Source organism: Ferrimonas aestuarii (assembly GCF_005116665.1).
Classification (GTDB): domain Bacteria; phylum Pseudomonadota; class Gammaproteobacteria; order Enterobacterales; family Shewanellaceae; genus Ferrimonas; species Ferrimonas aestuarii.
Genome location: NZ_SWCJ01000002.1, coordinates 327,174 through 351,369 on the forward strand (window position 1 = coordinate 327,174; position 24,196 = coordinate 351,369).

At 51.9% G+C, this 24,196-nt stretch carries 21 protein-coding genes; 6 read left to right on the forward strand and 15 right to left on the reverse strand.

Annotated elements, in window-relative coordinates; genetic code table 11:
* Positions 1-74 precede the first annotated feature (74 nt).
* The 14 genes from FCL42_RS04355 to gyrA form a co-directional block, all read right to left on the reverse strand.
* Positions 75-1,445, reverse strand: coding sequence for a DUF1329 domain-containing protein (locus FCL42_RS04355; protein ID WP_136862154.1), 1,371 nt, complete (start codon positions 1,443-1,445; stop codon positions 75-77).
* 15 nt (positions 1,446-1,460) lie between these two features.
* Complete coding sequence (locus FCL42_RS04360; protein ID WP_136862155.1) at positions 1,461-3,272, reverse strand: DUF1302 domain-containing protein; 1,812 nt, start codon at positions 3,270-3,272, stop codon at positions 1,461-1,463.
* A 553-nt stretch (positions 3,273-3,825) separates the two neighbouring features.
* On the reverse strand, positions 3,826-4,680 hold the full coding sequence (locus tag FCL42_RS04365; RefSeq protein ID WP_136862156.1) for a BKACE family enzyme: 855 nt from the start codon (positions 4,678-4,680) through the stop codon (positions 3,826-3,828).
* Positions 4,681-4,737: 57 nt separating this feature from the next.
* On the reverse strand, positions 4,738-5,751 hold the full coding sequence (locus FCL42_RS04370; RefSeq protein ID WP_136862157.1) for an AraC family transcriptional regulator: 1,014 nt from the start codon (positions 5,749-5,751) through the stop codon (positions 4,738-4,740).
* Positions 5,752-5,854: 103 nt separating this feature from the next.
* On the reverse strand, positions 5,855-6,553 hold the full coding sequence (pyrF, locus tag FCL42_RS04375) for an orotidine-5'-phosphate decarboxylase (protein WP_136862158.1): 699 nt from the start codon (positions 6,551-6,553) through the stop codon (positions 5,855-5,857).
* 29 nt (positions 6,554-6,582) lie between these two features.
* A complete protein-coding gene (gene lapB / locus FCL42_RS04380) occupies positions 6,583-7,734 on the reverse strand; it encodes a lipopolysaccharide assembly protein LapB (protein ID WP_136862159.1) in 1,152 nt (383 codons plus the stop codon).
* Positions 7,727-8,014, reverse strand: coding sequence for a LapA family protein (locus FCL42_RS04385; protein ID WP_136862160.1), 288 nt, complete (start codon positions 8,012-8,014; stop codon positions 7,727-7,729). Before FCL42_RS04385 ends, lapB begins: the two co-directional genes overlap by 8 nt.
* Before the next feature lie 140 nt (positions 8,015-8,154).
* Positions 8,155-8,442 (reverse strand): integration host factor subunit beta, encoded by a 288-nt coding sequence (gene ihfB, locus FCL42_RS04390; protein WP_136862161.1) that lies wholly within the window; start codon positions 8,440-8,442, stop codon positions 8,155-8,157.
* 67 nt (positions 8,443-8,509) lie between these two features.
* A complete protein-coding gene (gene rpsA / locus FCL42_RS04395; protein ID WP_136862162.1) occupies positions 8,510-10,177 on the reverse strand; it encodes a 30S ribosomal protein S1 in 1,668 nt (555 codons plus the stop codon).
* Between the two features lie 97 nt (positions 10,178-10,274).
* Positions 10,275-10,955, reverse strand: coding sequence for a (d)CMP kinase (gene cmk / locus FCL42_RS04400; protein WP_136862163.1), 681 nt, complete (start codon positions 10,953-10,955; stop codon positions 10,275-10,277).
* Between the two features lie 210 nt (positions 10,956-11,165).
* Positions 11,166-12,443: a 3-phosphoshikimate 1-carboxyvinyltransferase gene (gene aroA / locus FCL42_RS04405; protein WP_136862164.1), complete on the reverse strand. Its 1,278-nt coding sequence runs from the start codon at positions 12,441-12,443 to the stop codon at positions 11,166-11,168.
* A gap of 56 nt (positions 12,444-12,499) precedes the next feature.
* A complete protein-coding gene (gene hisC, locus FCL42_RS04410; RefSeq protein WP_136862165.1) occupies positions 12,500-13,600 on the reverse strand; it encodes a histidinol-phosphate transaminase in 1,101 nt (366 codons plus the stop codon).
* Between the two features lie 11 nt (positions 13,601-13,611).
* On the reverse strand, positions 13,612-14,670 hold the full coding sequence (gene serC, locus FCL42_RS04415; RefSeq protein ID WP_136862166.1) for a 3-phosphoserine/phosphohydroxythreonine transaminase: 1,059 nt from the start codon (positions 14,668-14,670) through the stop codon (positions 13,612-13,614).
* A gap of 127 nt (positions 14,671-14,797) precedes the next feature.
* On the reverse strand, positions 14,798-17,434 hold the full coding sequence (gyrA, locus tag FCL42_RS04420) for a DNA gyrase subunit A (RefSeq protein WP_136862167.1): 2,637 nt from the start codon (positions 17,432-17,434) through the stop codon (positions 14,798-14,800).
* Between the two features lie 286 nt (positions 17,435-17,720).
* Here gyrA and ubiG point away from each other — a divergent pair, with 286 nt between their 5' ends.
* The 5 genes from ubiG (at position 17,721) to FCL42_RS04445 (ending at position 23,193) form a co-directional block, all read left to right on the forward strand.
* A complete protein-coding gene (ubiG, locus tag FCL42_RS04425) occupies positions 17,721-18,431 on the forward strand; it encodes a bifunctional 2-polyprenyl-6-hydroxyphenol methylase/3-demethylubiquinol 3-O-methyltransferase UbiG (protein ID WP_136862168.1) in 711 nt (236 codons plus the stop codon).
* On the forward strand, positions 18,424-19,101 hold the full coding sequence (locus FCL42_RS04430) for an HAD family hydrolase (protein WP_136862169.1): 678 nt from the start codon (positions 18,424-18,426) through the stop codon (positions 19,099-19,101). The genes ubiG and FCL42_RS04430 overlap by 8 nt, the downstream gene beginning before the upstream one ends.
* A gap of 332 nt (positions 19,102-19,433) precedes the next feature.
* Positions 19,434-21,704 (forward strand): class 1a ribonucleoside-diphosphate reductase subunit alpha, encoded by a 2,271-nt coding sequence (gene nrdA, locus FCL42_RS04435; protein WP_136862170.1) that lies wholly within the window; start codon positions 19,434-19,436, stop codon positions 21,702-21,704.
* A 54-nt stretch (positions 21,705-21,758) separates the two neighbouring features.
* Positions 21,759-22,895, forward strand: a complete 1,137-nt coding sequence (gene nrdB / locus FCL42_RS04440) for a class Ia ribonucleoside-diphosphate reductase subunit beta (protein WP_136862171.1) — start codon at positions 21,759-21,761, stop codon at positions 22,893-22,895.
* Entirely contained in the window at positions 22,855-23,193 is a 339-nt protein-coding gene (locus tag FCL42_RS04445; RefSeq protein ID WP_136862172.1) for a 2Fe-2S iron-sulfur cluster-binding protein, read from the forward strand. The genes nrdB and FCL42_RS04445 overlap by 41 nt, the downstream gene beginning before the upstream one ends.
* On the opposite strand, the gene FCL42_RS04450 is transcribed toward FCL42_RS04445, so the two are convergent.
* Positions 23,130-23,501: a hypothetical protein gene (locus FCL42_RS04450; protein ID WP_136862173.1), complete on the reverse strand. Its 372-nt coding sequence runs from the start codon at positions 23,499-23,501 to the stop codon at positions 23,130-23,132. The two genes, FCL42_RS04445 and FCL42_RS04450, sit on opposite strands and share 64 nt — an antisense overlap.
* Positions 23,502-23,679: 178 nt before the next feature.
* On the opposite strand from FCL42_RS04450, the gene FCL42_RS04455 reads away from it, so the two are divergent.
* Entirely contained in the window at positions 23,680-24,183 is a 504-nt protein-coding gene (locus FCL42_RS04455; RefSeq protein ID WP_136862174.1) for a hypothetical protein, read from the forward strand.
* The last annotated feature ends 13 nt before the right edge of the window (positions 24,184-24,196 follow it).

Genomic DNA, 24,196 nt, shown 5'->3' on the forward strand with positions numbered 1-24,196 from the left:
GGCAACGTCCTCTGTTTTTGTTTTATGCAAAAAGCCGGGCCCGAAGGCCCGGAAAGGTGCTAATCGGGAAGAGATTAGCGTTTGCCTTTGCGGCGCAGGGCTGAAGTGGTGAAATCTCGTCGACTGGCTAAAAAGTCAAAATCCAGTCCCACCTTCTCCTCGTTGGTTAGCCCCAATGCCATGTAACGGCCATTAGTCAGATCATGCAGTACTTCTGCGGCCATCCAGGGTACCGTGACGTTGTAGTACTGCAGCTCATGGGCCTCTTGCACGCGCCACAACTCTCCACGGGCATCGTAATGATCGATCACTGCCGCTTGCCAGCTGTCCTCATCCACATAGATGGTTCGTTTAGCGTACACGTGGCGCTCATCATCCTTGACCGTACCTTCAACCACCCATACTCGGTGTAGTTCATAACGCAGGTGTTCGGGGTTCAGATGCCCTGGCAATAAAATATCGTCATAACTCAACTCTTTGTTTGCCAGACGGAAGGCGTTATAGGGGATATAGAGCTCCTGTTTGCCCTTAAGCTCCCAGTTGTACTTATCTGGCGCTCCGTTATACATATCGAGCTGATCGGAGGTACGCTGGCCATCGGCGGCGAATCCTGGCCCGTCATAAGCAACCTGCGGCGCGCGGCGAACCCGTCGTTGACCGGCGTTGTAAACCCAGGCTCGCCGAGCTTCTTTCACCTGATCCATGGTTTCGTGGACCAGCAACACATTGCCAGTCAAGCGAGAGGGCTCCAACACTTCTAAGGTGTAGTAAAACAACACGTTATCGTCTTTCTTGTCGTCCTTGGGCTCCTTCATGCTGGTTGGCCATACGAAGCGGTCAATTGCCTTGATTGGGGTGTAGTCGCCATTGCGAAGCACCGGTGCTTGTACGGAGGTGCGCTCTACGGAGCCCCCCCGATAGCGGGTGATGTGATTCCAGACGATCTCCACCGCATTATTAGGGATGGGAAACGGCACGTAATCCTTCACCCCAGCGATGCCATTGCCACCGGAAACCAACTGGGCTTTGGTGGCATTCTCTTTGGCGTAGTCATAGATAAACTGCGGCAGCGCCACGGTGCGGTGGGTCTGATACACTGGGAAGGATAAGGTGTCCGGATACTTTTTCAGTAACGCCACCTGCCCAGGGGTTAGCTTGTCCTGATACTGATCCACATTAGCGGCGCTGATGGTGAACAGAGGTTTTTCATCCGCAAAGGGATCCGTAAGTGCGGTTCCTCCCTGATAACTGGCCGGAACTTGGGTCAGTCCTCCGGTCCATGGGGGAATAGTACCATCGGCATTGCCGGCCATCTCAGCCCCGAGAGGGGTTAAACTCTTGCCTAGCTCAGCGGCCTTTTCCGGTGAAACCGCTGCGACAACCCCAAAGCTAAGCGTCGAAATCGCCAATAGAGAACTGGCTAACAGTGAGTAATGTTTGTTCATATTCTTGTCCCTAAATTAAAACGACATTCCTAGGCTCAGTGACACGTAGTCACGATCAGACAGTGAGTTGTAGTCGCCGCCAATGCTGTTGGTGTAGGAGATACTGCCGTTGTATCGGCTCAGGTAATCTGCCGCCAATGACACACCAAAGGAGCGCCGGTCTTCGAGAAAGTTGGAGTTTGGTGACGTGCCATCCACATCGTGGTTCCAGGCAATGGTTGGTTTTAAGTTGATGCCAGCAAAGGCGTCGGAGTAATCCCAAACCAAACGCGCTCGATAGCCCCACGAGGTGTCGGTAACAAAGCCGCCACAATTGATGTCCCCGTCGGGGTTTGGATTGCCCATGCCGATCTGATCGGCGACCGTCGAACACTTTCCATACAAGGTTGAGCGTCCAAATCGTGCCTCGGAAATATCAGGCAGGTCGTTGACGATGTTCATTGCCGCTTCAGCAACCAAAGTTAGGCGAGATGCCCCCATCACCTGATCGAAAAACTTCACCGTGGTGAACTGAATCTGATGCACATCAAGCTCTTGATAGCCATCAAACTTCTCCCCCAATACCGTAAGGTCACCGGCACCTAGGCGAGCAATGGCTTCATTTACTGGCTGATATGGACCGACGGGCATGGTTGGCGTAAACAAAGCGGCCAGCATCTCTGACGGGTTAAACTGCACTGCGGAATCGGGTCGAAAGCTCCACTCTCCAGAGAGAGACCAATCACTGATGGTGGTGGAGAAGCTGGCGGCAATGATCTGCTGATCTGGAACAAATTCCGCAATGTATTGAGGACCGCCAGTTGGAATCGGCGCCGTTCCCGGAACCTGTTTCCAAAACACCGGCGACAGGATCGGCGTGCGGCTGGTGATGTTCATGTAGTAGAGACCAAAATCGGTATCGATGCCCTCAGCGAAATAGCGTAACGCCGCGCCCCACTGACCGCTGTCGTCACCGTCGCTTTCCAGATTTAATGCCCGAGTGGCGTAGGCGCCGGTGGCAACGTCAGTCTGGTCGCCATTAACGTTCAAAGTCAGAATGGTGCAGCCATCTCCACCAATCACATCCGCACCACTGAAAAAGGTGCCACACCCGTCAATTTTAAAATCGTCCCACTCCCAGTTGTAGAACGCTTCCACACTGAGGTAATCGGTTAATCCGAGATTGGCGTAGACCATACCCACGGGTAGCAGCGCCTCTTTAACCTCGGAGCCTGGCCGGCGTAGCGCCGTGACATCGATAGGATTGACCGAGTTGATGGAGTTAAAAATAAAGGTATTTTCCCCCCAACTGAGTACCTGACGCCCTACTCGAAGATCTAGTGGCATGTCACCCAATTCAAACTCGCCATAGATAAATGCGTCGAGCAGCTCAATGCCGCTGGCTTGGCCATAGTCACTAAACGCGTCGTCATTCAAGGGGGCGTTTGGTTGATAGTTGTTGGGTCCGTGTCCATGGGGGACATCATTTTCGGCCAGCGCGTAGTCATACCAGTATTTAAGGCGGACAAACGCGCCAAATTGGTTTTTGGTCACGCCAATGTCATGTATGCCTTTAAAGACTTGAGAGACGGCATCACCACTTTGGTAATTCAAGTTGCCATCGTCAGGCGTAGTGGACGCTCCTTGCCCGCCGTTGGAGCTTCCGATGTTGCCTTGATCCGCGTCGCCAACTCGCCAAGTGGACCCGACAGAAAGATTGGAATCAACGGTAAATTCGAAGTCCCCGGCCTCGAAACTAACCCCGAAGGCGGCGGGAGACAGCATGGCTGAAACCAGCACCGCCAGAGGCATCCGTGCAAAACGTCTGTTTTCATTTGTTATCAACATAGCTTCACCTATTGTGATTATTATTGAAGCACTCGTACCTCCTTAACTGCATAAACCAAGCGCTTGCTACAATCGAACCTATGGCAAATAGACAAGCAATGTAAGACCACCTAGCGCTGAAAATGGCAATGGGCGCTTGGGGATAATGCTTTGGCGTCGAGGGTAAAAACTCAGCGCTAAAATGGAAAAAGCAGATCACAACGCCATTGGTGCAGTTAAGACAACGGTCGTGCAAATTGCGACACGCCCTTGAAGAAAGCGGTTATCCAACCGACAGTGGCGCCAGTCATCCCTGTAGATTAGGTAGGATATTCCAAAGAACATGATTAAGAGATCACTCGACCTCTCTGACGGTTGGCGTCAACGGTCAACCTGACTTTGGGTAAATGCGGCAAGGATGAGAAGAAAAGCTTCCCCCAAGGACAAGTCCTATTTGCTGAACTCGCGCAAGGGGTGACCTGAATGGTTATGCATAGAATGCGCAACTTAATGGCTAAAGACGACTGAGTGAACATAGGAGGGTGAGGACGGCGCCTCACCCCGGCCAAAATGCCTAAAGGTAAAGTGCCCTCGCCTGTTCAGGGGTTGCGACCTCCCGACCACTTTGACGCGCTAACTGCACCATGGCATCAATCAAATCCCCATTGCCTCGGGCTCGCTCCCCCGATGGCAGATAAAAGGTGTCCTCCAGACCAGTGCGCAGATGCCCCCCTAGCTCCGCCGTCAATTGATGTACCGGCCAGATCTCTTGGCGGCCAATCAAGGTCGACTGCCACAGAGCGCCGGATTTCATATACCGAACAATGTGAGGCAACAGTTCACTATCCACCGGCATGCCTGATGCCACCCCCTGAACTAGGTTGTAATTGGCTTTGTCTACCAAACCGACGTCCTCGAACATACCAACGGAACGCACGATGCCCAGATCAAAACACTCAAATTCCGGTCGAACTTGATAGTCTCGACACACTGCCAGCAACTCTTCCACTTTCTCTACTGGATTTTGAAACAGCATTGGTTTCCATGCCCAGGAGCCGTCTCGACGCGTCTTAAGGTAGTTAAGACTTCCGGCATTACAGGCCGCAATCTCAGGTTTTCCCGCTTTAATGCACTCCAGTGCCCCTTGCTGATCGCGTCCAATGGTACCGGTGGTAAAGTTGAGGATAACGCCGGGACAGGCGTCTCGAATTGAGGCGGCAATGTCACAAGCCACCTCTGGCTGCCAGCTTGGGAGATGCCCTTTACCGGGCTGCTGCTGCCTAAAATGAATGTGCATGACGCTGGCTCCGGAATCAAAGGCTTGCTTTGCTTGGGCCGCCATTTCAGCGGCGGTTACCGGTACCGGATGATCTTTAGGATCCGTTAGTACACCTGTTAACGCACAGGTGATCACCACCTTATCTGACATAATACTCTCCTTAGTTTCCCAAGAAGATACCAAGCAAGCGCTTGGTGGATCAAGCGATTATGAAAACCGGAGTATTTGACGGCGATATTGGTTGGGCGAGATCCCCTGCCACCGCTTAAACGCGCGATTGAACGCACTTTGACTGGAAAAGCCCAGCGCATCCGGAAAATTCGTCAAAGGCACATCAGGTTGATGCAAAAGCTCAAACGAACGCTCTTGGCGCGCTTTGGTTAATAGATCAGAAAAGTTCGTGCCCGCTTGAAGCAGGTAGCGCTGCAACGAGCGCACACTCATAAACAGTTCGTCGGCGATGTGTTGTGGTGTCGGCTCTACGCTTCCTAATGCCGCTTTCAATTTTCGCGACACCGCAAGCTCAATGTCCTCAGCCTCAAGTTGTGCCATGAGCCGATCCATTAACGTCTCATTATGAAGTGCCAAATCGGAATTTGCGCCCGGCTGGCTATGCTCAGACTCAGCTCGATCATAGATCAAGCAGTTCATGGTGGAGTTGAAAAACACTGGGCATCGAAACAGATCCTGATAGCGCTGCTCATGCAGCGGCCGTGCTCGCATAAAGTGCACCTCTTTTGGGCCAACGCGATTTTGAGACACGTGCCAGCCCACATGGGCAATCACTGAAAAGCAGGAATCAACCGCAGAATCATGAGCCCATGCCTGCCCCTTTGAATCCATTCGATTTTGCCAAAACAGGGTGTGACTGTGAGCGGTCTTACCTAAAATCATGGCAGACGCGGTGCTAACAAAAGGGCTGTAGCGACAGATGCGATCCAATACGTCGGCGACGTTGTTACTGGCCCACAGGGCAAAGCCTAAAGCATGCATATGAGTAGGTTGAATCTCCCGCCCCATCTCCAGCCCAATGGGGAGATTGCCTGCCAGCGTAGTGGCTCTGTCCCACACCTCTCGCATCGTCGTCGCAGGCAAACGAGAGTCGTTGTCGCTGGTCAAGATGGACCTAGCTTCGCCAACGAAAATCTCATTCAAACACAGGTTGTGGTTCTCGAACACCCGCTGCGCACAGTTCACCCAGCCTCGATAATAGGTTTCCATCGCCTGGTTATCGCTCCTTGATTTGGCAAACGAATCTCCAAAGCTAACACAAAAAAAGGAACCTGAAAGGTTCCTTATCGTTAGTGAGAGCGCAGCGTCTTTTCTAGGCGATGCTGCTATTTATCGCTTTCAGTGTCTCTAAAGGCGATGTTGACTGAGTAATTGGGCGGCCAATAACCAGGTAATCACTGCCATCTTTCATCGCTTTGGCAGGGGTTACTACCCGCTTTTGATCGCCCTTAGCGCTGCCCTCGGGGCGAATGCCTGGTGTCACCAACAAAAACTCTTTGCCCAAAGCGTCTTTAAGCAGCTTAGATTCTTGTGCTGAGCACACCACACCGTCAAGTCCACACTCCTGGGTTAGGGTGGCCAATGCGAGCACCTGCTCCTCAGGCTTACGTTCAATGCCGAGCTCGGGCATCTCATGGGCTTCCATACTGGTAAGTACCGTCACGCCAATGAGGAGAGGCGCCTTATCGCCATATGGCACCAGAGCGGCCTTAGCTGCAGTCATCATTTCACGGCCACCACTGGCATGAACATTCACCATCCATACGCCAAGCTCTGCTGCCGCGGCTACCGCTTTGGCAACGGTATTTGGGATATCGTGAAACTTAAGGTCGAGAAATACATCAAAGCCAGCAGCAACCAGTTTGCGAACAAACTCTGGACCAAGCAACGTAAACAGCTCCTTGCCCACTTTCAGGCGGCATTGACTGGGATCCACACTGTCTACAAATGCCATCGCATCGGCTTGGTTATTAAAATCTAAAGCAACTAGAACTTTAGGATCCATGGTCATGTTTTTCTCCTCGGTAGGGTTGTCTCAGTTTATTCCCCATCTAAACCGCGAATGCGCTTTCCTTGGCCCCAACTTTTGCAAGATGGACAGTGCCAGTACAAGCTGTGAGACGGGAAGCCACATTGGCCACAGCGGTAAACAGGTCTGAGTTTTATTTGTTTTTCAACGAGATCTGACAACAGCTTGATCCGATCTGCGCCGGTACCAAGCTGGTGTGGTTGCATGGTCATCAGGTGATGGAAACCACGCATAGTGGGTTGTCGTTTCAGATGGCTAAGCAGCAGACTCTGCGCTTGCTCTTCGCCGGCACTGTCACTGACCGATTTCACCAACGCCAATAAACAGGAGACGTTGCCGTCACGCTCAACAATGCCCCTTAAGAAACTCTGAAACTCCTCCTGAAGCCCTTCACCCGCGTACAATTGCTCGATCTCCTCTAGGCTTTCAGGCACCATTTCGGGTGCCGCTGAAGAGAGTTGCCTCACTAACTTGAACGCGTAGTCGGTATCAGAATCTTTTAATAATTTTATCAGCGCAATCATCGCGCGAACGCAAAGCTTGTCCACAGAGAGCGCTTTTTGGTAAAGCTTGAGTTGATCTTTGCCCGGCGCCTCGAGTACTGCCAATTCGCAGTAGTAGTGAGCCACAATCGGTTTTAAGTCTTTTCGACTCACGCGACCAAACTTTCTGGCCACCTTGATCGCTTTCCACCACTCTTTGGTTGCCTCGTAGATAGACAACAGATGACGCTCAGCTTCCTCGGTATGATCAGGTTGTTTAACCAGCTTCAGAAAGATGTCTTCGGCGCGATCATACAAGCCCGATGCCAAGTAGTCTCGACCTAACGCCATCATGGCGTCATTACGCTGTTCTGGTAACAGGTGTGGTCGAGCAATGAGGTTTTGATGAATGCGGATTGAGCGGTCCACCTCTCCCCGCTTGCGGAACAGGTTTCCTAAAGAGAGGTGAGTATCGAAGGTCTCTTCGTCCACCTGAAGCAACTCGATAAAGCGATCCACCGCTTTATCAGGCTGGTCAGAAAGAAGAAAATTCAGGCCTTCGTAATAGTTCTTGGAGTAATTTTTTGCTTGTTGTCGCTGGGACTGACCAGCGCTGCGCTGCCCCATGTACCAACCGTACGCCGCTGCAATGGGCAACAGCAGAAATACCAACTCAAGCATTATTGTCGAGGGCGTCTAAGTCATTGAGACGTTTTTCTAGCTGCTGAATCTTAAACCGGGCTCGATTCAACTTGAAACGCTGCTGAATCATCAAGGTCATGGTGATCAGCCAGCTAATCACAAATCCTCCAAAGAATACCGCCGCCAGAACCATAGGCAACGCAAACTCACCCTGCGCGATAAAATAGTTGATGTTCACCATGACGTCATTACGTGCCCCAAACGCCATTACGATGAGAAAACAGCAGACAACAACGATGGTGATAAGCAGTGCTTTCACTAAGGCTCCATAAGAACAGCCAACAATTAGTTAGATTATCCAATAAAAAGAATTAGATGACCAGTGGGATTATGGCCAAGGAGTCAGGTGTAGCACCCCCCCATAAAGAAAAAGCCCTCGCAATTGCGAGGGCTTAGCTATCAACCGAGGCTGCTGTTTACGCGTTCGCGTAACTCCTTGCCCGGCTTAAAGTGTGGTACATACTTACCAGTCAGCTCAACCGAATCCCCAGTTTTAGGGTTGCGGCCAGTCCGAGGAGCTCGATAATGGAGCGAAAAGCTGCCAAAACCACGGATCTCAATACGATCTCCCTGCTCTAGCGTTGTTGCCATTTGCTCCAGCATCTCTTTAATTGCACCTTCCACTTCTTTACCGGATAGGTGCGACTGTTTACTGGCCAATCTTTCGATAAGTTCGGATTTCGTCATCCTCGCTCTCCTAAAAGCCAATTACAGTCGCCTAGCGGGAAGCCGAAGCTTCCCTGACCATAGGCGATTATTGTTTAGCAGCTTTGAACGCTTCAGCCATAGCGCTTGAGAAGGTAGCTTCTTCACGCTGGTTCAGAGTATCAATCGCTTCCTTCTCGTCAGCTTCGTCTTTCGCGCGGATAGACAGGCTGATGTTACGGTTCTTGCGATCAACGCCCATGAACTTGGCTTCTACTTCTTCACCGGCGTTCAGCACGGTAGAAGCGTCTTCGATGCGGTCACGAGAGATGTCAGCTACACGGATGTAACCTTCAACGCTCTCTGCCAGCTCTACGGTTGCGCCTTTAGCGTCAACTGCAGTGATGGTACCAGTAACAATAGCACCTTTCTTGTTGTCAGACAGGTACTTGTTGAATGGATCTTCTTCGATCTGCTTAACGCCCAGGCTGATGCGCTCACGCTCAGGGTCAACAGACAGAACAACTGCAGAGATCTCTTCGCCTTTCTTGTAGTCGCGAACAGCTTCTTCGCCAGCTACGTTCCAGGAGATGTCAGACAGGTGAACCAGGCCGTCGATGCCGCCGTCTAGGCCGATGAAGATACCGAAGTCAGTGATAGACTTGATCTTACCGGATACTTTGTCGCCCTTGTTGAAGTTAGCGGCAAACTCATCCCATGGATTCGCTTTACACTGCTTCAGACCCAAGGAGATACGACGACGCTCTTCGTCGATGTCCAGAACCATCACTTCCACGTTGTCACCCAGGCTTACAACCTTAGATGGGTGGATGTTCTTGTTGGTCCAATCCATTTCAGATACGTGTACCAGACCTTCAACGCCTTCTTCGATTTCAACGAAGCAGCCGTAGTCAGTCAGGTTGGTAACGCGACCAGTCAGCTTAGTGCCTTCTGGGTAACGACCAGCGATAGCTACCCATGGATCTTCGCCAAGTTGCTTCAGACCCAGAGATACGCGAGTACGCTCACGATCGAACTTCAGAACCTTAACGTTGATTTCGTCACCTACGTTTACGATCTCAGAAGGATGCTTAACGCGCTTCCAAGCCATGTCGGTGATGTGCAGCAGGCCGTCAACACCGCCCAGATCTACGAATGCACCGTAGTCGGTCAGGTTCTTAACGATACCCTTAACTTCTTGACCTTCTTGCAGGTTCTCAAGAAGCTGCTCACGCTCAACGCTGTTTTCAGATTCGATAACCGCACGGCGAGAAACAACAACGTTGTTGCGCTTCTGGTCCAGCTTGATTACCTTGAATTCCAGCTCTTTGCCTTCCAGGTGAGTGGTGTCACGTACTGGACGTACGTCAACCAGAGAACCTGGTAGGAACGCGCGGATGCCTTCAAGTTCAACAGTGAAGCCACCTTTAACTTTACCGTTGATGATACCGGTAACAGTTTCTTCTTCTTCGTACGCCTTCTCAAGACGCAGCCAAGCTTCGTGGCGCTTAGCTTTTTCACGAGACAGCTGAGTCTCACCGAAGCCATCTTCGATAGCGTCCAGTGCAACGTCAACAGAATCGCCTACGTTGATTTCCAGCTCGCCTTTGGCGTTCTTGAACTGCTCGGCTGGGATAGCGGACTCTGATTTCAGGCCAGCGTCAACCAGAACGATGCCGTTCTCGATCGCAACAACGGTACCTTTAACTATGGCACCAGGGCGAGTTTCGATTTCCTGTAGGGATTCTTCAAACAGTTGAGCAAAAGATTCAGTCATGTTTCTCTTAATTTCATTTAGTCATCCACGGCCATCCTGGACGCGGGGTAGTTGTCTATAGCCTGTCTCATCCTTGAAACTGGCACGTTTTAACCCACTATGGGTTAAGCTTTTGAGCTACAAAGTTTAAAGCAGATTCAACCACTTGGTCGATGCTCATCTCCGTAGTATCAATTAAAAATGCGTCTTCGGCAGGCTTCAAAGGTGCAACCTTACGGTTTGCATCGCGATGGTCTCGCTCTTGAATCTCCGCCAAAAGGCGGTCAATGCTACCATCAAAGCCCTTGTCCTTCAACTGCAAGTAACGACGTCGTGCGCGCTCTTCGGCGCTCGCCGTCATATAAATTTTAGCTTGTGCATCAGGGAATACCACGGTGCCCATATCACGGCCATCGGCGATTAGCCCTGGCTCGGCACGAAACGCTCGTTGGCGACGCAGTAACGCTTCTCGAACTCGAGGAAATGCTGCCACTTTTGACGCGGCGTTGGCGCACTCTTGAGTTCGGATCTCTTGAGTCACGACCTCGCCTTCTAGCACTACCTTTACGCCCATTTCACCAGGGATGAAGCTAACATCTAGGTGGGTGGCCATTTGGGCCAGCGCCTCTTCATGCGCCAGATCGATATCGTGATGCAGCGCAGCTAGAGCCAACACTCGATAGATCGCACCGGAGTCAAGCAAGGTCCACCCCAGCTTATCCGCCAACAATTGACACAGAGTGCCTTTGCCAACGCCGCTTGGGCCATCAATGGTAATTACAGGAGCCTGCTCAGGCATGATTGTCTCCAAATTTTTGATTTTTAGTGCGTAAAGGCGCGCCTATTATACAGATTCCCCTACTAAAGTAAGTCCGCACTGAAGAAATTCGAGGGAATAATGCTTCGACTGGCCAGCAAATACGCAATTTTGTTATCAGCAGACCAAGGAGTGTAGCAGTCGCTACGCTCCTTGGTTGCAAAACTCAAAAATCAGATTGTTCAGAGCGAGTTAGACGCTAACTTCAGCCAAACGCTCGAAGAAATCGGGAAAGGTTTTGGCAGTACAGCCTGGGTCTAAAATGGTGACCTCTTGACCACCAACTGCCAACATGGCGAAGCACATGGCGATGCGATGATCGTTGTAGGTTTCAATTTCAGCGTGACGCAGGTCCATCACCGGCTCTACGCGGATGAAATCTTCCCCCTCTTCCACGACGGCGCCCACTTTCTTAAGTTCGGTGGCCATAGCCGAAAGTCTATCGGTCTCTTTCACGCGCCAGTTGTAGATATTACGAATGGTGGTAGGCCCCTTAGCGAACAGTGCAGTCGTGGCGATGGTCATGGCCGCATCAGGGATAGCGTTCATGTCCATGTCGACCCCTTTCAGATCGCCTTTACTACAGCGGATGAAATCATCACCCCACTCGACCTTAGCACCCATGGCCTCGAGCACATCGGCGAAGTGTTTATCCCCTTGCAAACTGGCTCGGCCAACACCGCGAACTTCAATCTCGCCGCCTATGGCTGCCGCGGCTAGGAAATAGGAGGCCGAGCTGGCATCACCTTCAACTAGGTATCTGCCTGGGCTTCGGTACTGTTGCCCCGCTTTAATGGTGAAGGATTGATAATTTTGATTGTCCACTTCAATGCCAAAGCGCGCCATCATGCCCAGAGTGATGTCGATATAGGGCTTGGACACCAGCTCTCCTTTCATCTTGATGGTTAAGGTTTCGGTCAGTAGCGGAGCGGCCATCAACAGCGCGGTCAAAAACTGAGATGAGATTGAGCCATCTATCTCAACGGTGCCACCATTGAGATCCTGAGCCTGAATCTTAAGCGGCGGGTAACCTTCGGCTTCCAGATAGTCGATTTTAGCGCCGAGAGGCGCCAGTGCATCAATCAGGTGGCCAATGGGGCGCTCCTTCATGCGCGGCTCGCCGGTCAATAGGAACTCACCGGTGCCAATGGCCAACGCGGCGGCCAAAGGACGCATGGCGGTGCCGGCATTGCCGAGATACAGCTCAAGATTCTGGCCTTGGGACAGACGTCCCCCTAACCCGGTCACTTCGATGGTGGCATTAGACTGATCATAGTCATAGCTAACGCCAAGCTTGTCCAACGCGGTCAACATGTGGTTGATGTCATCGGAGTGCAGCAAGTTAGTGAGTGTGGTGGTGCCCTCTGCCAACGCCGCCAGTAGCAGCGCGCGATTGGAAATACTCTTAGAGCCAGGCAAGGCGATAACGCCAGAGATGGCATTGATCGGTGAAAGGTGTAGTCGCTCCATGTGGGTACTCCAAACTAAAAAAGGGGCCAAATGGCCCCTTAATCGATAAAACGTGATTACTCGGCCAAAATCTCATCAAAAGCTTGCATAAATCGGCTGTTTTCAGACTCCAAGCCGATGCTAACGCGCAGATGAGAAGGCATACCATAACCTGCAATGGGTCTGACTATCACGCCTTTTTTCAGCAGTTTCTGGTAAAAATCGCCCGCCTGACCCACTTCAATGGTAATAAAGTTCGCCACACTGGGAATGTAGGGTATGTTACGCTCGCCAAAATAGGCTTCAAAACGCGCCATTTCGCGATTGTTCAGCTCTATCCCTTTGGCCAGATACTCCTCATCAGAGAGCACTGCTTCTGCTCCGGCCAGTGCCAATGAATTGCAGTTAAAAGGCTCTCGCACACGATTGAGCAGATCGGTAATCTCAGTGCTCGCCACTAAATACCCAACCCGCAGACCCGCAAGGCCATACGCTTTTGAGAAGGTACGGCTTACGCACAGGTTCGGGTACTGCTTAAGCCAAGCAACCCCACGGGAGCGCTGCTCAGCGCTTAGATATTCATCATAGGCTTCATCCAGCACCACCAAGATATGGCTCGGCACTTTGTCGATGAAGGCCTTTAAGCTCTCCCCGTCAATGAAAGTGCCGGTTGGGTTATTGGGGTTGGCGATGCAGATAAGCTTGGTTTTGTCAGTAATGGCCGCCAACATGGCGTCCAGATCATGGCCCCAATCTGTCGATGGCGTTTTTACAGCAGTGGCGCCGCAAGACTGAGTCAGCAATTGATAAACAATAAAGGCGTGGGCATCAAAGATCACCTCGCCCCCTTCGCCAACGAAGGTGCGGAACAATATCTCCAGCACTTCGTTGGAGCCATTGCCTAGCGTCAACTGATTGTCATCACAGCCCAATTTTTCCGACAGCTTCTGCTTTAGGTAAAACCCATTGGCATCTGGGTAACGGGTGAGCTCGCTGCAGGCGTTCTCAATCGCTTGTGCCGCTTTCGGGCTTAACCCCAGTGGATTTTCATTGGAAGCCAGCTTAACGATGTCGCTGATCCCCAGCTCACGCTCTAACTCTTCCACAGGTTTTCCGGGCTGATACGGCATCAGCTCCGCCACGCCAGCGTTCGCGTGTTTTATCCAGTTATTAGACACCTTGTTATCCTTTAAGTATTCCGGTTTTCGAACCGTTTCATAAATTCCACTAACGCCTTCACGCCCTCTATGGGCATGGCGTTGTAGATGCTGGCTCGCATACCGCCCACACTACGATGCCCTTTTAGTGCCATTAAGCCGCCCTGCTCCGCTTCCAATAGAAATTGGGCATCCAGTTCGGCATTGGCTAATTGGAAAGGTACATTCATCTCGCTGCGATGGCTTGGGTCAACCCCATTTCGATAGAAGTCACTGCTGTCAATAAAATCATACAGTAGTGCTGCCTTCTCTCGGTTCATGGCCTCCATGGCTGCCACGCCACCTTGGGCTTTAAGCCACTTAAACACCTCACCGGCTAAGTACCAAGCAAACGTTGGTGGGGTGTTGTACATCGACTCTTTGGCATCGAGAACTTGGTAATCCAATATCGATGGCGTCTGTGGCTGAGCCCCGCAAAGCAGATCGCGGCGAACGATCACCACCGCCAGGCCTGATGGACCGATGTTCTTTTGCGCCCCCGCGTAGATAAGACCATAACGGTTGATGTCGATATTACGACCTAATATGCAGGATGAGTAATCGGCAACCAGCGGCTGGGTGGTGTTAGGCTCATCAAAGATGGCAATACCATCGATGGTTTCGTTAGGACAGTAATGCAGATAGCGCCCCTGCCCTTGAGACAATGCTTTTAGCTTTTCTAAGTTCCCTTGAACGTCGATGGCATTAACCTGACAATATTTCTTCGCCTCTTTCGCCGCCCCTTCAGACCACTGGCCGGACACCAGATAGTCCGCACAGTCTGCTGCTGCCAATAGATTTTGCGGAATGGCAGAGAAATGGGCTCTGGCGCCACCATGGGTAAACAGCACCGCATAGTCATCACCGATGGACATCAGATCCCTTAAGTTGGACTCAGCCGTCTCGGCCACCGCCAAAAACGATTTCGAACGATGGCTCAACTCCATTACCGACACCCCTAAGCCGTCAAAATTGATCAGCTCAGATTGGGCCTTAGCCATGACCGGGGCGGGTAACATCGCCGGGCCAGCACAGAAGTTGTACACGCTCATTGTTTTAGTCCTTAACTGCATTAGTTTAACGGTTCATTAAACACCAAATATCGGTTTTTAAAAACAAAAAACGGACGCCGAAGCGTCCGTTTTAGTTTATGCAGTGATAACCGCTTGAGGTTTGCCGTTACTCGGCGTCACCTTCAGTTGGTGCACTGTCTGCGGCGTCGTTTGCCTGCTCGGCACTCACTTCGCCTTCCGCACCTTCCGCACCTTCTGGCAACTCGGACTCTTCCTCTTCGATTTCGTCGATGCGCTGTAGGCCAACCACTTGCTCACCCTCTTGAGTACGGATGATGGTCACGCCCTGGGTGTTACGGCCCACCTCAGACACTTCGTGAACTCGAGTACGAACCAGCGTGCCACCGTCGGTGATCAGCATGATTTCATCATTCGGATCCACCTGAACTGCGCCAACAACAGGACCATTACGTTCACTCACCTTGATGGAGATCACGCCCTTAGTGGCTCGGCTCTTCGTTGGGTACTCTTCCTGGGCGGTACGCTTACCATAACCGTTTTCGGTTACGGTCAGGATAGCACCGTCTCCGCGAGGAACGATCATCGATACCACGCGATCCACGTCATCCAGTGAGATACCGCGAACACCGGTAGCGGTACGGCCCATTGAGCGCACATTGGACTCGTCAAAACGAACCACTTTACCGGCGTCGGAGAACAGCATCACTTCGTTGCTGCCGTCGGTGATGTCAACGCTGATCAGCTCATCGCCGTCATTCAGGTTGATGGCACGAATACCGGAAGACAGTGGACGACTGTATGCATCCAGCGCCGTCTTCTTAACGGTACCCTTGGCAGTCGCAAACATGATGTACTTGCTAGGATCGTATTCGCGAACTGGCAAGATGGCCTGAATCACTTCCCCTTCGCCTAGAGGCAGCAGGTTCACAATTGGCTTACCACGGGCGGTACGAGAGGCCAGCGGCAGCTGGAATACGCGCATCCAGTACACCTTACCGGCGTTGGAGAAGCACAAAATGGTGTCGTGGGTGTTGGCCACCAGCAGACGTTCGATGAAGTCTTCATCCTTCATCTTCGCCGCCGCTTTGCCCTTACCACCACGGCGCTGCGCTTCGTAATCAGACAGAGGCTGATACTTAACGTAACCGGCGTGAGACAGGGTAACCACCACGTCTTCCTCGGTGATCAGGTCTTCTAGGTTGATGTCGGCAGAGGCGGCGCTGATTTCAGTGCGGCGCTCATCACCATACTCTTCCTGAACCGCAACCAACTCTTCGCGAATCACTTCCATCAAGCGCTCAGGGCTTGCCAAGATGTGCATCAGTTCAGCGATCTCTTCAACCAGCTGACGGTACTCATCTAGGATGTTCTCGTGCTCAAGGCCGGTCAGTTTCTGCAGACGCAGATCCAAAATGGCTTTGGCTTGAGTTTCCGTTAGATAGTAAAGGCCATCGCGGATACCAAACTCTGGCGTCAGCCAATCCGGACGACAGGCGTCATCACCGGCTTTTTCCAGCATGGCCGCTACGTTGCCCAACTCCCAACCACGGGACAGCAACGCTTCACGAGCTTCTGCTGGGGTTGGCGAGTTACGAATCAGCTCAATCACTGGATCGATGTTCGCCAGTGAGATGGCCAAACCTTCCAAGATGTGAGCGCGTTCGCGGGCTTTACGCAGTTCAAATACGGTACGGCGAGTCACCACTTCACGGCGGTGAGTCACGAATGCAGAGATGGTCTCTTTCAGGTTGAACAGGCGCGGCTGGTTATTACCCAGAGCCACCATGTTGATGCCGAAGACCGTCTGCATCTGAGTTTGAGCGTACAGGTTGTTCAGTACCACCTCTGGCACTTCACCACGCTTAAGCTCAATCACCACGCGCATGCCGTCTTTATCGGACTCATCACGCAGGCCTGAGATGCCTTCAATCTTCTTATCTTTAACCAGCTCGGCGATCTTTTCGATCAGGCGAGCTTTGTTTACCTGATACGGCAGTTCATCAACAATGATCGACTCTTTACCGGTGCTGGAGGTTTCTACGCGAGTCTTGGCTCGTACGTAGATCTTACCGCGGCCAGTCTTGTAGGCATCGATGATCCCTTTACGGCCATTGATGATACCGCCAGTCGGGAAATCCGGACCAGGGATCAGTTCAAACAACTCTTCGAAGGTCACATCTTTGTTGTCGATGTAGGCCAAACAGCCGTTAATCACTTCGGTTAAGTTATGTGGTGGAATGTTGGTTGCCATACCAACCGCAATACCGCTGGCACCGTTAACCAAAAGGTTAGGCACTCGAGTCGGCATCACTTCTGGAATCTGTTCGGTACCGTCGTAGTTCGGAACGTAGTCAACGGTCTCTTTTTCCAGATCCGCAAGCAGTTCGTGGGAGATCTTCTCCATACGAACTTCGGTGTAACGCATTGCCGCAGCGGAGTCGCCATCAACGGAACCAAAGTTACCTTGGCCGTCAACTAGGCAATAGCGCATCGAGAAGGGTTGCGCCAGACGAACAATGGTGTCGTATACAGCGCTGTCGCCATGGGGGTGGTATTTACCGATGACGTCACCCACAACACGGGCGGATTTTTTGTATGGTTTGTTCCAGTCGTTGCTTAAGCCGTTCATCGCAAACAAAGTACGACGGTGTACAGGCTTAAGGCCATCCCGGACGTCGGGCAATGCACGCCCAACAATCACGCTCATGGCATAATCGAGATACGAGCTTTTTAGCTCCTCTTCGATATTAATCGGCGTAATTTCGTTAGCCAGATCAGTCATAGACAGATTGTGTCCCCAAATAGCGCCCGCGCCATCAATGCACGGTCGCCCCGGCGAGGCCGGTAAAAACGGTGATTGAGCATATTAACACAGTGAAAGCTATTGGAAAGTAGCGGATAACCCGATTAAGAGACTCAGTGGATGAACTGCTTAAATTGACGCCATTTAGGGTAAGAAATCCTTCCTTTATTGGCATTTGCGGCGCTGATGGTTCCCATCTTCATTTTGCAGCGTATACTGCCAATCAATAGGCGCATGCCGCTAACACTGCGAAGAAGGACGAAAGATGCAGTCACACAATGTTGATCCTGTCGAAGTTGGTAAATTTGAGAAACTTGCCTCCACGTGGTGGGACCCCGAAGGTCACTCTAAGCCTTTGCATCAACTCAACCCCCTACGCTGCAGCTACATCGAACGCCACAGCGATGGTCTGTTCGGAAAACCGGTACTGGATGTTGGCTGCGGCGGCGGCTTACTTACCGAAGCCATGGCCCGCTGCGGCGCTAAAGCTCGCGGTTTGGACATGGGCGAAGAACCGGTGGAAGTGGCCCGCCTACACGCCCTCGAAAGTCAGTTGGACATCGATTATCAGCTCTGTACTGCCGAGGCGCACGCCAGCAATCACCAAAACCACTATGACGTGGTTACTTGCATGGAGATGCTTGAGCATGTGCCAGACCCTCAGTCGGTCATCAATGCCTGCGCTCAGATGGTCAAACCCGGCGGTCAACTGTTCCTGTCCACCATCAACAAAACCCCGCTGGCGTATCTCACAACAATCGTTGGTGCCGAACAGATAGTAAAAGTGCTGCCCAAGGGCACCCACGATTACGACAAATTCCTGCGCCCTTCTCAGTTGATCCGCTGGTGTGAACAAGCGGGTCTGCGAGTACAGCATGCCGATGGGGTGCTCTATAACCCATTAACTGAGACATTCCGGCTAAGCAAACGTATGGACATTAACTATATGATTCATGCGGTAAAGCCCAATGACTAATCCACTGTGTAATGGTGTGCTGTTCGACTTGGACGGCACCCTATTGGATACGGCGCTGGATCTCGGCGCCGCCGCCAACCATGCTCTGACCCAATTTGGTTATCCACCGATTACCGATGAGCAAGCCAGCCTTTACGCCAGTCACGGCAGCCGCGGCTTGCTCAAAGCTGGCCTAGGGGACAATTTTGAGCACACCGACATTGCTCCCATGAAAGCGGCATTGTTGGCTCAATACGATAACGAGATCAGTGTGTTCACCCAGCCCTACCCTGGGGTTTCGTCGCTACTGGAGAACCTCAAACGCTGGCAGATTCCTTGGGGTATTGTGACCAATAAACCCTTCGCGCTGGCGGAAAAGCTGCTTAAACATCAACCGGCATTATCCGATTGCCAATGCCTAATTGGCGGTGACACCTTAGCGGTTGCCAAGCCTCACCCACAGCCGCTTCAACTCGGCGCTACGCAGATCCAACGATCCTGTGAGTCGATCTTTTACATTGGTGATGCGGAGCGTGACGTAGTTGCCGCCAACAACGCCGCAATGACCAGTGTTGCTGCCCTTTGGGGTTACATCAGTGAGGCTGACAATGAACAAAGTTGGCCCGCACATTTTCGGTGCAAGGATCTCAAGGATCTAGAGCAATTGATCGACAGCCACCGTCGCTCTTGAATAAAAAATCGGCGTTTAAAATTTTTTTATTCGCCGAAAAATTTGCAAAATTCCCCTTGCATTTTCGTTAACGCAATCACCATCGGCACTCCCGCCCAACTGGGATTTCTAAGTGCCAACTAAGGCAAAAGTTAAGCCAGATTTAACCCCTTGCGCCTGCAAGAAAATGCCCTTATCTTGTTTATCACCCCATAGCGACTACACTAGATGTAGTACTTACCTATAATAAAAAACACAAGAGCTAGGGGCGCAGTCGGAAACTGGTGATAAACCTTACATCTACTACAAGGAAAAGCTTTTTGCACTTTTTTGGTGCAGAAGGTCGTTAGCGCATGAATAAAAATCTAATGATTACCAAACGCAGTGGACTCCAAGAACCACTGGAACTCGATAAGATCCACCGAGTCATCTATTGGGCGGCCCAAGACCTTAACAACGTCTCCGTTTCACAGGTTGAGCTGGCTAGCCACATCCACTTCTTTGACGGCATGACCACCGAAGCGATCCATGAAACGATCATTAAGGCGGCGGCGGATCTGATCAGTGAAGAGACTCCAGATTACCAATATCTAGCTGCTCGTTTGGCGGTCTTTCATCTGCGCAAAAAAGCCTATGGCCGTTTCGAGCCCCCTCACCTGTATGATCATGTGGTCAACATGGTGGAGCAAGGCCGTTACGACCAACACATCTTGGCCGATTACAGCCGCGACGAGATTGATGAACTGAATAAGCACATCGATCACTGGCGCGACATGAAGTTCTCCTATGCGGCGGTAAAACAGCTGGAAGGCAAGTATCTGGTGCAAAACCGAGTCACCGGCCAAGTCTATGAGAGTGCTCAGTTCCTCTACATGCTGGTGTCGGCCTGCCTGTTTGCGAACTACCCTAAAGCCACTCGCTTAGATTACGTTAAGCGCTTCTACGATGCCGCTTCCACCTTTAAGATCTCTCTGCCAACGCCGATTATGGCGGGGGTACGTACGCCGACACGCCAGTTTAGCTCCTGTGTCTTGATTGAGTGCGGTGACAGCCTTGACTCCATCAATGCCACCTCAGCGGCGATCGTCAACTACGTCAGCCAGCGTGCTGGTATTGGCATCAATGCTGGTCGAATTCGCGCACTCGGTAGCCCAATTCGTGGCGGCGAAGCCTTCCACACCGGTTGTTTGCCGTTCTATAAGCATTTCCAGACCGCGGTCAAATCTTGCTCCCAAGGGGGGGTTCGCGGCGGCGCTGCTACCCTCTTCTACCCATTGTGGCACCTAGAAGCGGAAGCGCTGTTGGTACTGAAAAACAACCGCGGCACCGAAGCCAACCGCATTCGTCACCTGGACTACGGCGTGCAGATCAACCGCACCCTGTACCAGCGCCTCATTGATGGCCGTGACATCAGCCTGTTCTCTCCTTCTGACGTTCCAGGTCTGTACGATGCCTTCTTTGCGGATCAAGAGGAGTTTGAGCGTCTATACAACCAGTATGAAGCCGACGAATCGATTCGCCGCAAAACCATCAAAGCGGTGGATCTGTTCCGCTTGTTGATGCAAGAGCGTGCTTCAACTGGGCGCATCTACATTCAGCACGTGGATCACTGCAACACTCACAGCCCATTCGACCCGAAAGTGGCACCGATTAAGCAGTCCAACCTGTGCTTGGAGATCGCCCTGCCAACCAAACCGCTGACACATCTTGGCGACACCGAAGGCGAAATTGCCCTGTGTACTCTGTCGGCCTTTAACTTGGGTGCCATCGACGACTTGTCTGAGCTGGAAGAGCTGGCCGAGCTAACCGTTCGCGCGCTGGACAGCCTGCTGGATTATCAAGACTATCCCGTTCCTGCGGCAGAGCTTGGCTCCATGAAGCGACGCACCCTGGGTATCGGCGTAATTAACTTTGCCTACTATCTGGCGAAAAACGGTGCTCGTTACTCAGATGGTAGTGGCAACAACTTGACCCACAAAACCTTTGAAGCGATTCAGTACTACTTGCTCAAAGCCTCCAACGAATTGGCCAAAGAGCAAGGAGCCTGCTCCGGTTTTGATGAAACCACTTACGCTCAAGGCATTTTGCCAATCGATACCTACAAAAAAGCCGTGGATGAGTTCTGTGACGAGCCTTTGCATCTGGACTGGGAAACCCTTCGCCACAGCATCAAAGAGCATGGCCTGCGCAACTCCACCTTGTCGGCATTAATGCCGTCAGAGACCAGCTCTCAAATCAGCAACGCCACCAATGGCATTGAGCCACCTCGGGGTCTGGTTAGCGTGAAAGCCTCAAAAGATGGCGTCATGAAGCAGGTAGTACCCGGCATCGACACCCTGAAAGGCCAGTATGAGCTGCTGTGGAACATTCCAAGCAACCAAGGCTATCTGCAGCTGGTGGGGATCATGCAAAAGTTCGTGGATCAGGCGATCTCCGCCAACACCAACTACGACCCAGGGCGTTTTGAAGACAACAAGATGCCGATGAACGTGCTGCTTAAAGATCTGATGCTGGCCTACAAGTACGGACTTAAAACCCTGTACTACCAAAACACTCGTGATGGCCAATCGGATAGCCAAAACGACAGCAACGATGATTGCGCCGGCGGCGCTTGCAAGATTTAGCGCTTAGCAATATTGAATCCAGGCCGCTAACCGCGGCCTTCTAAGGACAGCCTCATGAGCCACAGATACAGTACCTTCTCAAAAGAAGCCAACAACCCGCTTAAAGAGCCAATGTTTTTGGGTAACCCCGTTAACGTTGCTCGCTACGATCAGCAAAAACACCCAATTTTTGAAGATCTCATTGAAAAGCAGCTCTCCTTTTTCTGGCGTCCGGAAGAGGTAGACGTTGCCCAGGATCGCATTGACTTCAATGCCCTCCCTGAGCACGAAAAACACATCTTCCTGTCGAACCTGAAATATCAAACGCTGCTGGACTCGATTCAGGGCCGCAGCCCCAATGTGGCGCTGTTGCCTTTGGTATCGCTGCCTGAGTTGGAGACTTGGATTGAGACCTGGTCATTCTATGAGACCATCCACTCGCGCTCCTACACCCACATCATTCGAAACATCGTCAATAACCCAGGTGACGTATTCGATGACATCGTTGCCAACGAGGAGATCCAAAAGCGCGCCAGCGACATCTCCCGTTATTACGATGAGCTGATTGATTACACCCAGCGCTATCAACAGTTTGGTGCTGGCACCCATCAGTTGGCTGGCGAGAGCATCACCCTGAGCAAGCGCGAACTGAAGAAGAAGCTATTCCTATGTCTGGTGTCCATTAACGTACTGGAAGCGATTCGCTTCTACGTCAGTTTTGCCTGCTCCTTCGCCTTTGCGGAGCGCGAAGTGATGGAGGGTAACGCCAAGATCATCCGCTTCATCGCCCGTGATGAACAGCTGCACCTTGTGGGCACTCAGCACATCCTCAACTTAATGGCGAGCAATCAAGACGATAACGAGATGGCCGAGATCGCCATCGAGTGCTTCCAAGAGACCGTAGATATCTTCCGCAATGCCGCAGAGCAGGAGAAACAGTGGGCGGCCTATCTGTTTAAAGATGGCTCCATGCTGGGGTTAAACCAACGCATCATCGAAGACTACGTTGAGTTTATTACCAACCAACGTATGACCGCCCTAGGCTTGCCAGAGCTGTTTGAAAAACGCAGTAACCCTCTGCCATGGATGAGTAAGTGGCTAGAGAGTGACGCTGTGCAGGTCGCACCCCAAGAGGTGGAAGTGTCCAGTTATCTGACCAATCAGATCAAGAATGAAGTGCAGCACGAGGAGCTGTCTCAGTTTGAGCTGTAAACCGGTTATCACCTTGGCCTGCGGCACCACGCTGCAGGCCGATGGCCCCACCCTACTTCATAGCCTTAGCCCTATAGGCCACTACAGCGAATGCCGTAATGGCTATTGCGGTGCCTGCAAAACCACCAAACTCTCTGGCGACGTCAAATATCTAAAAACGCCCATGGCGTTCCTCAAACCCGGTGAGATCCTGCCCTGCTGCTGCCAGGCAACAACCAACATCAAGCTAGACCTTCACCTTTCGGGCTCAGCCTCCTCCGCTGCCACCTCGGGCGAAATAATAGACGAGCCAAGCTGACTCCTTTGCGCCTGCTCCATATCGATGCCCGCATACTGATTCGGTGGTGAACTGGTTGGTCGCCACTCAGACAACCGTTGTTGACCTTCATCCATCATTTCGCTGCCCTGAGTGACTCCATCTTGCGCCAACGCCTTAGTCTCGTCCCACACCACCTCAAAAGTGGCCTGAGTGCTATCCAGTAACATCGCTATCGCAGTGGCAGCGTCGTCCTTTGCCTCCGTCAACTTGTCCCTGTTTTCAGCACTGCAACCGCAAATGACACCCACCAACAATCCAACCATGGCGAGCTGCTTTGCCGTTGTCATACGCCTAGCCTCGTTTGCTACAAAAAACGGTAGTGAAACCCTAAAATCAGTTTAGGTGACAACTTGCGCCTCATCACAAAAAGCGCTTTTTTAGTGAGCCAAATTCCCCATTTGCCGTGGTGTATTCACAGGCCTTTGTTTACACTTGCCTGACCGAAATCAAATTCATATCAAAGCCATGACTGAAACCACTCGCATTCCACCCGAAGGGGCCTCCGCCGAACTCTTCACCGGTGAAACCAACCGCGTACTGATCGCCATACCTGCACCAAGCCAACCCGAGGTTGAACAGGTGTTGGGTCGCAGCAATCAGCCGATCAAAGCGGGCGTTGTCTACCGCGCTCCGGCACTGCTGCTCTCCTTCGACTTTGGTAACGGCTTGGTAATGGATTGCCCATTTGAAGCCAAAAGCCTCGGCGACAAGTTCACCCAGCCTGAACTGGTTGATGGCGCACTGCCGCTGGCACTTCAAGTGTACGATGCAGAAAACGGCAACCTTATTGAGGAAACTCAGGTCAATCTGCACGCCGACAACACCGCAACACTTCTGCAAGCCATTGACGATCAGCGAAACAGCGAGTGGCAGCACCAAGAGTTCATCGGCCAGCTGTCGGAGCTGTATAAGATCGAGATGCAGGAGTTTCTGCAACTGGTTGACCAGCGTCCTCTGCTGCACAGCTAACGCCGAATCAGAT